At 57.9% G+C, this 10278-nt stretch carries 10 protein-coding genes and 1 tRNA gene; 5 read left to right on the forward strand and 6 right to left on the reverse strand.

Going from position 1 to position 10278, the window contains the following annotated elements; all coding sequences use genetic code 11:
• The 4 genes from RCH87_RS08810 to RCH87_RS08825 form a co-directional block, all read right to left on the reverse strand.
• Nucleotides 1–894 (reverse strand): FtsW/RodA/SpoVE family cell cycle protein (locus RCH87_RS08810; RefSeq protein ID WP_306516332.1); only part of this gene is annotated, 894 nt, incomplete at its 3' end.
• Nucleotides 895–2568: a PP2C family serine/threonine-protein phosphatase gene (locus RCH87_RS08815; protein ID WP_306516333.1), complete on the reverse strand. Its 1674-nt coding sequence runs from the start codon at nucleotides 2566–2568 to the stop codon at nucleotides 895–897.
• Nucleotides 2569–3033 carry an FHA domain-containing protein gene (locus RCH87_RS08820; protein ID WP_306516334.1) on the reverse strand — a complete coding sequence of 155 codons (465 nt, stop codon included), beginning with the start codon at nucleotides 3031–3033 and terminating at the stop codon, nucleotides 2569–2571.
• A gap of 43 nt (nucleotides 3034–3076) precedes the next feature.
• On the reverse strand, nucleotides 3077–3982 hold the full coding sequence (locus RCH87_RS08825) for a DUF3662 and FHA domain-containing protein (RefSeq protein ID WP_306516335.1): 906 nt from the start codon (nucleotides 3980–3982) through the stop codon (nucleotides 3077–3079).
• A gap of 323 nt (nucleotides 3983–4305) precedes the next feature.
• On the opposite strand from RCH87_RS08825, the gene RCH87_RS08830 reads away from it, so the two are divergent.
• From RCH87_RS08830 to RCH87_RS08845, 4 genes are all read left to right on the forward strand, one after another.
• Nucleotides 4306–4390, forward strand: a tRNA-Leu gene (locus tag RCH87_RS08830).
• Nucleotides 4391–4674: 284 nt separating this feature from the next.
• Entirely contained in the window at nucleotides 4675–5358 is a 684-nt protein-coding gene (locus RCH87_RS08835; RefSeq protein WP_306516336.1) for a heme oxygenase (biliverdin-producing), read from the forward strand.
• Nucleotides 5359–5374: 16 nt separating this feature from the next.
• Nucleotides 5375–6466, forward strand: a complete 1092-nt coding sequence (locus tag RCH87_RS08840) for a hemin ABC transporter substrate-binding protein (RefSeq protein ID WP_306516337.1) — start codon at nucleotides 5375–5377, stop codon at nucleotides 6464–6466.
• A 2-nt stretch (nucleotides 6467–6468) separates the two neighbouring features.
• Nucleotides 6469–7515 (forward strand): iron ABC transporter permease, encoded by a 1047-nt coding sequence (locus RCH87_RS08845; RefSeq protein ID WP_306516338.1) that lies wholly within the window; start codon nucleotides 6469–6471, stop codon nucleotides 7513–7515.
• Between the two features lie 60 nt (nucleotides 7516–7575).
• Here RCH87_RS08845 and RCH87_RS08850 read toward each other — a convergent pair whose 3' ends face one another.
• Nucleotides 7576–8913: a M20/M25/M40 family metallo-hydrolase gene (locus RCH87_RS08850; protein ID WP_306516339.1), complete on the reverse strand. Its 1338-nt coding sequence runs from the start codon at nucleotides 8911–8913 to the stop codon at nucleotides 7576–7578.
• An 18-nt stretch (nucleotides 8914–8931) separates the two neighbouring features.
• The gene (locus RCH87_RS08855) at nucleotides 8932–9711 is read right to left on the reverse strand and encodes a PaaI family thioesterase (RefSeq protein ID WP_306516340.1); all 780 of its coding nucleotides are present in this window, start codon (nucleotides 9709–9711) and stop codon (nucleotides 8932–8934) included.
• A 97-nt stretch (nucleotides 9712–9808) separates the two neighbouring features.
• Between RCH87_RS08855 and RCH87_RS08860 the strand changes: the two genes are divergently transcribed.
• The coding region (locus RCH87_RS08860; protein WP_373690964.1) for a radical SAM protein at nucleotides 9809–10278 on the forward strand (470 nt) is incomplete at its 3' end.

The raw sequence follows: 10278 nt of genomic DNA on the forward strand, positions 1-10278 counted from the left end.
GCCGAATAGCGACTGCGACAGCTGGAAACCGGTGCCGTCGACGTCGTCAAGCGGATTACGGAAAGCGGAGAAACGGTCCTGGATCTTTGCCGAGAGCGAATACACGAAGGCGCCACCCAGCACGGTCAAAGCCAGGCCGATGATCAGCCATGACCAGCGGCCAGTGGCCATAAACAACATGCCCAACACGGTGCTGAACAACAGCAGAACTGGGCCGAAGTCGTTGGAGACCGCCATGATCATAATCGCGATCGCCCATACCAACAGGATGGGGGCGAGGTCGCGCAGGCGCGGGAAGGAGATACCGAAAACGCGGTAACCGGCGACGGTGAATAGCGCGCGTTTTTGCACCAACAATTGGGCGAAAAACATCAGCAATAAGATTTTGGAAAACTCGCCGGGCTGCAGCGTGAAGCTACCAATCTGAATCCAGATGCGGGCATCAGCGTTGATTGAGGTTGGCCACACCAGCGGCAGCGCCAACAACACCAGGCCGAATGCGCCCAGCAGGTAGGAATAGCGGGTGAGCACTTTGTGATCGCGGACGATAATCAGCACGGCAACCATCAGCGCAACACCGATGACTGACCACATGACCTGTCGGTTTGCCAGGTCGAGATCTTTGGCGGTGTCGATGCGGTAGACCATGATCAAGCCCAAGCCGTTGAGCAGGCTGACTACCGGCAACATAATCTGATCGGCATACGGCGCCCAGATCGTCAAAGCGATGTGCGCGACGGTAAAAACGCCGATGAATGCGCCGACGAAGTACAGGAAGGTCACCGACAGCGTTGATCCCTGGGAAAGCTCGAAGCTGGCCAGGGTTGCGGCGAATGCAATGGCTGCGACGATGAGCAGCCCGAGTTCTGTCGCACGAATGAACACTCGTGACATTTAGGACACCTCCCTGCAGTTCACGCCGGGGGTGGACAAGCCGCCGTCATCGGCGTTGTTGCTGTTGTTTTGCGCAGAATTGTCTTGTTCAGAGCTGCCCTTCTCAGTCTCAGTTTCAGTGCTGTCTTTCTCTGCACCGTCTTTGTCAGTGCTGTCTTTGTCAGCGTCGTCTTTCTCTGCGCGGTTGACGCAAACCGGCAACGCTTTATCGGACAGGCGCTGCAGCTGGTCAGTGACTTCCGAGTAGGAGCCCGAGTCGAGGTGATCGATGGAGCCGCGCACCGAACCGGGAAGGTCGGTCAGCGAAAACGAGTGGCAATCGCTGGCAGGTTTCTCGCCGAAATCGGTGGTGCGTACTTCGTCATCCTCGGTCAAGCACACCCGTTGATACGGTTCGTGCAAATCCCGGCCGAATAGCGAATAATCCACCCCGCGTTCGATGATCAACTCATCTTGATCATTGGTGGCGATGTAGTAATTATCCTGCGAAGACGAATACGCCCACCAGCCGCCGCCAATCAGGCCAACGAGCAAAACGAGGACGACGATAGCCAGCGTCCAGTTGCGTCCGCGCTTGCTGGGCTGCTCTGCTGTGCCAGCACCAGCACCGCCGTTGTGGTTTCCGTGATTTCCCTGGTTTCCGGGGCCGCCGGCGTTGTGCGCGCCGGCACCGCTATTTCCCGGGCCGCCAGGACCTCCTGAACCACCGTGACCACCATGCCCAGCATGACCAGCAGCATTACCGGCACCAGCGGCGGCACCCGCGGCGGCACTATTGCCAGCACCGCCGACAGCTGCCTGCGCATTTGGCTCCACAATTTGTGGGCGCCGGTTCAATGCCGCTGCGCGTCCAGCTGCGGTATTCGGGTGGGCGCGTTCGCTTTCCGGCAACGCCAAAGCACCGGCGCTGACGGGAGCATTGGGGACGGTAGTGGAATCGTCGTCACCAGCTAGTACATCCGCTACCACCACGGTGACGTTGTCCGGCCCGCCAGAGCGCAAAGCAAGATCGATCAACCGCGTGGCGGCCTGCTCCGGGGTGCCTTCCCGCAAGGTGGTTTCGATGGTGTCAGCGGTGACAGGGTCCGAGAGCCCATCCGAGCACAGCAATAAGCGATCGCCGGGTTTGGCGTCGATGGTGCGCAGCGTCGGATCCACCGGACGGCCGGTATAGGCCTTCAAAATCAGTGATTTCTGCGGGTGGGTGGAGACATCTTCAGGTTGCAGGCTGCCGGAATCTACCAGCGACTGCACATAGGTGTCATCGACGGTGATCTGTTCCAACTTGCCGTCGCGCAAACGGTAGCCGCGCGAGTCGCCAACATGGCACATGCCAAAGGCAGAACCGTTGAACATCAGCGCCGTACAGGTGGTGCCCATGCCTTCGGTTTCGGGGCGCTGGCGCACGGTATCGGCGATTGCAGCGTTGGCATCGTCGGCAGCTGAACCCAATAGCGCGAGCATGTCATTATCGCCCGGGTCGCGGTCCAAATTCTGCAGGGTCGTGACCAGCAGTTGCGAGGCAACTTCACCGGCGGCGTGGCCACCCATGCCGTCGGCAAGCACCAAAAGATTCCGGCCGGCGAAGGCGGAATCTTCGTTGTTAGTACGAACAAGACCGCGGTCCGAGGCCGCGGTGTAGTTAAGCTTCAGTGATTTCTGCGATGGAGTCATCTATGGCACCAGCCTCAATAGTGAACGCCCCAGTTTAATATCAGTTCCCACGGCGATGCGTTCTGGCTGGTCAATCCTGGCGCCAGAGACGAAGGTGCCGTTTCGCGAGTCCAAATCTTCGATAAACCATTCACTGCCACGGCGGAATAAGCGGGCGTGGCGCGAGGAGGCGTAATCATCACCGACAACAAAATCACAATTCGGTGCCCGGCCGACGATGAATTCTTCCAGCGAAGAGATCTGCATGTGCGATCCCCGCAGTGGGCCGTCAACTACCGTGATCTGGGCGGCAGGCTTGCGCGAACGCGGAGCTGGTGGCGTGAACCCGGTGGATGCGGCTGCGGGCGCGGTGCCGGTTGCGGCAGACTTAGCGTCGCGACGCATCGCGTTCAGCGCCACCAGAATGAACAGCCACAACAGCACTAATAAGCCGATGCGTAGCCCAAACACGAGGACTGAATCCATGGTGGCCTTCCTTCGCTAGAAGTTGGAGTATTGAGGGTTAGGATTACGAGTGGGGGTAGGTAATACGGACCTCAATATGAGAGTGTCCCACAGTAATGACATCGCCGTCAGCTAGAAGCCAATTTTCGATGGGTGTGTCATTGACAGTCGTGCCATTCGTGGATTGCAGATCAACCAGAATGGCATCGCGCCCATCCCAGGTGATCTCGGCGTGTTGACGGGAAACCCCAGTGTCTGGAATGCGCAAGTCGGCATCGTTGCTGCGGCCGATGATGTTGGTGCCTTCCTCGACCAAATAGCTTCGGGAAGAGCCATCTTGCAGCATCAAAGAAACACGGGTGGTTTCTTCTTCGGGCTGCCGGTTCTGGCTTTCGCGGTTTTGCTTGTCGACGTCCTCGCTACGGAACATCGTGGTGGTTGCGTCATGTCCCGCTGGTTGTCCTGATCCAGTGGAATACGGGGAGCTAGTCATGGCAGGGGATTCCTCCTGTCGGCTACTGGATTTCGCCCCAGCGCCGTCGTTATTGGGGTTATCGTCATGGGTGATGATGGCATCGAAACCGGAATGCTCCACCGGTTGTGCATCAGAAAAAGATGAGACCCGTAGCTGACCGGTGCGCAGGCCGGACTCTTCGGCGATGCGCACGATCACGGGACCAAAGGTTTCCATTCCTCCGTTACGGAGAAAACGCGCCAGCTGGTCTGCCAAGCTGACGGGTAGCTGCCGGTCCTGAGAAAGGTTTTCCAGATCTTTTGAGGAAACTCCGACGGCGTACACGTTGGGCACATAGCCGCGAGCGGTCGTGGAGAGGTTGTCTTGCGCTTCCTGTTTCAGAAGCTCTTCGATCTCTGCTGGTACGACCTTGCCGCCGAAGATTAAGGCAATGCCGTTATCGAGGCCGCGCTGCATGGCGCTGTCGAGTTTGGCAAACCGGGACATGATTGCCATTGCGCGAGACCTCCTTTCATTGTTTTCGTTCTTTCATTGTTTCCATTGTGGAAGTTTCCATTGTGGAATCTGGAGAATTAATACAGTCTCTCGAGGTTTTTAGAAGGTAGCTGAAAACCAAGTGTGTCCCAGTATAAAGTGCTCTAGGTTAAAAACCGTAAGCCAGGCGGGCGTGGCCGCCAGTTTTCGGTAGTTTTATGGTACGCAGTCAAGGTCTGGAAACATGGTGTTGAACTGCGGGTTTGTTGGTTTATATGAGTTACGTGTTATCTTCATTAAGTCGCCAAATCGAGCGCATTGCGTTTGATGTTTATTGACACCCAGCCCGGGTGGCGGAATTGGCAGACGCGCTGGCTTCAGGTGCCAGTGTCCTTTTAGGACGTGCGGGTTCAAGTCCCGCCCCGGGCACAGTATGAAGTCTCGAGGCATCGCTAGGATGTTGTCTCGAGACTTTTTTGTTTGCCGGGTTTTATGTACTGGGTTTTTATTTGCTGGGTTTTTATCTACCGGGTTTGTTTTCTCTGCCCAGCGGGGTTATCCGGGCGGTCATACTTTTGATCGAAATTTTCGAATTCGCGATGTTGACCCTTGTCTAACCTTTCTCAGCCCAGTTAGGATAGGGCTAACTTAATAAGGTGAGACTCAGACCGCGGCGGGCCGGTCGGGGTCTAATGAAGAAGGGACACACCACAATGACTACTGCGACCACTGCTCTGTTTGAACACACTGAGCAGCAGCCGCTGTCTAAGCAGCTGCGCGAGCACACCATGGCTGCTCACGAGAATGCTGAAACCTCGGACTTCATGGATCGTCTCCTCAAAGGCAAGCTCAGCCGAGATGCTGTTGCGGAATACCACGCGCAGATGTGGTTTATTTACGACGCGCTTGAGCATGCCGTGCGCACCGTCGCCACGAGCCCAATTGGTGCCAGCTATGCCGATCCTCGCCTGGAGCGTCGCATGGCATTGGATTCTGACCTGGTCAGCATGGCTGGTTCGAACTGGGGCGAGCAGGTGCGCGTGATGCCGGAGACCGCCGCTTATGTCGAGCGCATCGAAAAAATGGACATGCCGGGAAACGAAGTCCGCATCCTGGCGCACCACTATGTGCGCTACCTGGGCGATGTCTCTGGCGGCCAGGTCATCTCGCGCATGCTGGAGCGCCACTACGGCATGGGTGAACAAGAGCTCAGCTTCTATGATTTCTCCGCCGTCGGCAAGATTAAGCCTTATCGCGATGCCTACCGCGCCACTCTGGATTCGTTGCAGTTGACGGAAGAACAGCGCACCGAGCTTCTCGACGAAGCCGTCGTCGCTTTCCAGTGCAACTTTGAGTTGTTCTCTGCTTTGTCGCGTCGATTCCCCGCAGAAAGCTAAACAACAGAAAGCTAAAATGCTTCGGTTTACACCGCATAACCGTCGTTGGTTCCTCGCCCCCACCTGCGCTGCCCTGCTGGCAGTGACCGGGTTGGGGGTTTCGGCATGCGCATCGTGGGATGAGCCCTCTGCGCACCAGAACCTGAAAAAAGATGTCGTTGAGTCAGGCGCCGACGCCGATCCACGCAGTTTCCATGGCGGCAATATCGTCGATGCCTTGGATGAAGTCGTTCCTGTTAAGAATTCACCACAGCCGCAGCTTCCGGTGACAGTAACCGACGAAGATGGTTATAACGTCGTCGTCGAGGATGTTTCACGCATTCTCGCGATTGATTTTTATGGCACCTTCACCAAAACCGTGCGCGGGCTGGGCATGGCAGATAACCTCGTCGGGCGCACGATCGCTTCGCAGGAAGAATCGCTGCAGGATCTACCAATCGTCACCCACGGTGCACACGCATTGAACGCTGAGGCGATCCTGGAACTCAACCCCAGTGTGCTGGTGATTGACCATTCGATTGGCCCGAGCGAGGTCATTGACCAGGTACGTGCCGCCGGGGTAACCACTGTGGTGCTGGACGACGACCGCAGCTTAGAAAACATGGGCGCGCAAATCCGTCGTATGGGTGAGGTATTAGGGCTTTCCGAAGAAGGAGAGAAACTCGCGCAGCGCAGTGAAGAAGAACTGGCTGATGCCAAGGCGGCGATCGCACAGATCGCCCCAGAAGAACCGCTGCGCATGGCGTTTTTGTACGCCCGCGGCGCGAACGGTGTGTTCTATATCTTGGGTCGTGATTCTGGTACCGACGATCTGATCGAAAGCATCGGCGGCATCGATGTCGCCACAGCGAATGACATTGGTTCGCCGTCACCGGCCAGCCCGGAAGCGCTCGCGGAATTAGACCCAGAGGTCTATATCATGATGTCTGGCAGCCTCGGCTCCATCGGCGATATCGAAGGCTTGATGCAGCGACCAGGCGTGGCGCAGACCGTCGCCGGGCAAAAACAGCGCGTGATTGCGCTTCCCGACGGGCAGGCGCTGGCCTTTGGCCCGCAATCCGGCCAGTTGCTATTGGAGGCAGCAAAAGCGATTTACCATAATGAATAATCATGGATAGTAACCACACGCAACAGGTGCTGCGCACCCGGGGCCGCACCCGGGTGCTTTTGTTTGTCGTGTTAGGTATTTCCTTGTTTCTTGGCACCGTGGCCTCGCTGGTGATCGGTCAGTATCAGGTGCCGCTCGATGAACTTCCGCGCATCCTGGCGGTAGGCCCACTGGGTGCCACCGCGATGGAGGAGTCGGTAATCTGGCAGATTCGCCTGCCGCGCCTGGTGCTCGGTCTGTTGGTCGGTGCGGCCTTGGGCGTTGGTGGCGCGTTGATGCAGGCGGTGTTCGCCAACCCGTTGGCCGAACCATCCGTGATCGGGGTGACTGCGGGCGCCGGAGTGGGCGCCTCCATCGCGATCGTGCTGGGGATCAACTGGTTCGGCGCGACGACGATCCCAGCGTTCGCGTTTGTTAGCGGTCTCGCAACTACCTGGTTGGTCTATCAGTTGGCACGTTTTAGCGGCCGGATCCGGGTGATCAATCTGGTGTTAGTCGGTATTGCCGTCAACGCGGTTGCCGGTGCGTTGATCTCGTTTTTCATTTTCATCGCGCCCACCAGTTCTCGCGAGCAAGTGGTGTTTTGGCAGATGGGTTCGTTAGCAGGCGCGAAATGGGCGCACATTTCGATCGTCGGCATTCTCACTGTCGTGGGCATTGCTGCGGCGATGTTCATCGTCGGCAAGCTGGATGTGCTGGCGCTCGGTGATCGCGCAGCCGGCCACGTGGGCATCGATGTCGCGCGCCTGCGGCTGGTGGCATTGGTCTTGGCGACGCTGCTGACTGCCGGGGCGGTGTCCTATGCCGGGCTGATCGGGTTTGTTGGCCTGGTGGTTCCGCACATCATCCGCACAGTGGCTGGCCCGTCGAATGTGGTGCTGCTACCTGCATCAGCCTTGGGTGGGGCAGTGCTGATCGTGCTGGCTGATACCGCCGCGCGCAGCATCATCGCTTTCGCGGACCTACCGATTGGTATTTTTACTGCCGTGGTTGGCGGGCCGACGTTTTTCATCCTGCTGCGCGCGATGATGCGCAAGGGAGCTATTTAGTGAGAGTGTGCGCTGGTGTTATTGCGCCGGCGCTATTGCGATGGCCCTGTTGAACCTGATCTATTGCGCTGGAGCGGAAACAAACTTTGAAACCAGCGACCAGTAGGCGCGCACCGTCAGGTCCAGATCTTCGACAGCCAGGCATTCATCGTGTGAGTGCAGCTGCCGGTTCGCCTCATACATGCTGCGCTCGCGCGCGTGCAGCGCAAAGCCATAGCCAACCCCGCCCAACCGGCGAGCAAAACGTAGGTCAGAACCACCGGTAGCCAGCACGGGGATCACCGGCACATCCGGGAAAAACTCGCCGATGGTATCAACGATGGCATCCCACAGTGGGCCTTCCGCTGGCGATTCAGAGGCCGGTTCGACGATTAAGTGCTCGATAGCGACCTCGTCGGCAAGCTCACCCAACCCTGTGCGTAGCAGTTCGTCGATATCCTCCTGGCTTTGGCCGGGCAGCGGGCGGATATCCATCTCCAAATAGGCATCGGAGGGCAGCACATTGATCGCCCCGCCTGCCCGCAGCACGGTCTGGGAGATGGTGGTGTGCGAAAACGCGTGCGCATAACCTGCGAGATCGCCGAAGGCTTCATAGGCTTCCTCGGAAGCACCCGCCAGCAGCGCTTTTTCCGTGGCTGCATCGAAACGGAATGCGCGCACAAAACGCTGCCAGGTCTGGCTATCAAGCATCGGCGGAGTGATCTGCGCGATGCGCCGGGCAACTTCTGCGATCTTGACGACGGCGAAATCCTTGCCATACGGGGTGGAACCATGCCCGGCGTCGCCACTGATGCGCACACGGCGTTGGCCTGCGCCTTTCTCGCCGACGTTGATAACGATGGCATCCGAGCCATCGCGCACCGGCAGGTGCGAGCCACCGGTCTCAGAAAGGCAGTTCTTCCACGAAAAAGCCTCGGGTTGGTGCTCGGAAATCCACTTGGCTCCAAATCCGCCGCGGGCTTCTTCGTCGGCAAGCGCCACGAAAGTCAACGTGCCGGCAGGCTGGCCGCGCCGGGCGATCTCACGGGTGACAGCCGCCATGGATGCAGTAATAAACAGCATGTCCATCGCTCCGCGGCCGTAGATGAAACCGTCGATGACCTCGCCGGCAAACGGCTTGGTGCTCCATTTTGGCTCGTCGACGGGAACCACGTCGATGTGTCCGAGCAGGGTGAGAGGCTCTGCTGCCGGGTCGCTGCCTTCGACGGTCACCGCAAGGGAGGTGCGGTGTGGGTGGGGTTCAAACTTCTCCGTGCGAATCCCTGGGGTGCCTGCGAAGAACTTCTCCAAGGTGGCGACGTTGCGTTCCTCGAAACCGGAATCAGCGGTGAGGTCATTGACGCAACCGTTGCGGATGAGCTCTTGCAGCAGGGTGAAGGTGTCGTCGTAAAGGCTCATAAGCGCCAGGGTAGTTCGTTAGCTGATGTATTCGCTTGGCACGCCGAATTTCTGCAGCTGGGTGCTATCCCAACCGGCCTCGGCCTGGGCTTTCGCGCAGACGTGGCGGAGTTGCTCTGCCTGCGTTGGCATGCGACGCATGCTGCTGAGCAGGGAGGTTAAAGTTTCTGGGGTATCGCTAAAGGCAGCCCAGGCGATGGCGGTGGCCATGTGCTCCAGGATATAACCGCGTGGCTGGCCGGCGTGTTTTGGCTTCGATGAGCGCTTGCCACCACCTTTCGGGCGGGCGTGGAGTTCTTGATGGCTAATGGCGGCAACTTCGCCGTCGCGGTTTTTCAGCATGCAGCTAAACGGCAGGTTGCAGTAGCCGTCTTCGTCGATGGTACGTTTGACCCAGTTGACGAGCTCGTCGGAAAGCTCAACGTCGATGCTGACGCCGTTGCGACCCGGTTTGAGATACTGGAACGACGCCGATCGCGTCCATACCTCGAAATCGGTGCCCATGCGACGGGCGAGCAGGGTGCCGACCATGACATCAGCCATGGAAAATAACGTGCCACCGAAGGCCACGCCATGCATGTTGACGTTTTTCCAGGTGCGGTTCCAGACGATTTTGGCATAAGAGGCATCTTTGGTGATTTCGGTGATGCGGATGCCGGAGGCGCGCAGGGGTGGCCACAGGTTGAGAATTCGTCGTAGACTGTCCGGGCTGGACATCATGCGTTTCACTAATCGTTTTTGTAACGAAAGTGGTTTTGTGGTGCGGTTTTTCTGCTTGGCTAGGAAGTTAATTTTCACAGTTACCAAGCTTACGTTAGTTGACGTGCGACACAATTGGGGGTGTTCAGCGCATGATAATTGAACACCGTTTAAACACTGTGATTAGGATAACGGCATGAGCATTGTTGATATCGCCCGGGAAAAGGCACTGGAACAGGGCATCGGCCTGAACCAAGACGAGCTGCTGCAAGTATTGCAGGTTGATGATGAAACTCTGAAAGAAATTGCCGACGTCGCCCACCAAACACGCCTGAAATGGTGCGGCCCCGACGTTGAGGTCGAGGGTATTATCTCGCTGAAAACCGGCGGCTGCCCAGAAGATTGCCACTTCTGTTCGCAGTCTGGTCTGTTTGAATCCCCAGTGCGCGCCGTGCTGCTGAATATTAACGAGCTGATCGAAGCCGCCAAGCGCAACCAAAAGGTGGGCGCCACGGAATTCTGCATCGTCGCTGCCGTGAAGGGCCCGGACGAAAACCTGGTGCGCCAGGTTGAGCGCGCCATCCCACGCATTAAAGAAGAAGTCGATATCGAAATCTCTTGTTCGCTGGGTACCGTCACCCGCGAGCAGGTTGAACGCTTCAAAGC

The sequence above is a fragment of the Corynebacterium sp. genome, assembly GCF_030826625.1.
Classification (GTDB): Bacteria; Actinomycetota; Actinomycetes; order Mycobacteriales; family Mycobacteriaceae; genus Corynebacterium.

Bases quoted from the DNA above. Each gene is read 5' to 3' on its own strand.
- RCH87_RS08815 (WP_306516333.1), bottom strand. From the start codon at position 2,568: ATGACTCCATCGCAGAAATCACTGAAGCTTAACTACACCGCGGCCTCG.
- RCH87_RS08820 (WP_306516334.1), bottom strand. From the start codon at position 3,033: ATGGATTCAGTCCTCGTGTTTGGGCTACGCATCGGCTTATTAGTGCTG.
- RCH87_RS08825 (WP_306516335.1), bottom strand. From the start codon at position 3,982: ATGGCAATCATGTCCCGGTTTGCCAAACTCGACAGCGCCATGCAGCGC.
- RCH87_RS08835 (WP_306516336.1), top strand. From the start codon at position 4,675: ATGACTACTGCGACCACTGCTCTGTTTGAACACACTGAGCAGCAGCCG.
- RCH87_RS08840 (WP_306516337.1), top strand. From the start codon at position 5,375: ATGCTTCGGTTTACACCGCATAACCGTCGTTGGTTCCTCGCCCCCACC.
- RCH87_RS08845 (WP_306516338.1), top strand. From the start codon at position 6,469: ATGGATAGTAACCACACGCAACAGGTGCTGCGCACCCGGGGCCGCACC.
- RCH87_RS08850 (WP_306516339.1), bottom strand. From the start codon at position 8,913: ATGAGCCTTTACGACGACACCTTCACCCTGCTGCAAGAGCTCATCCGC.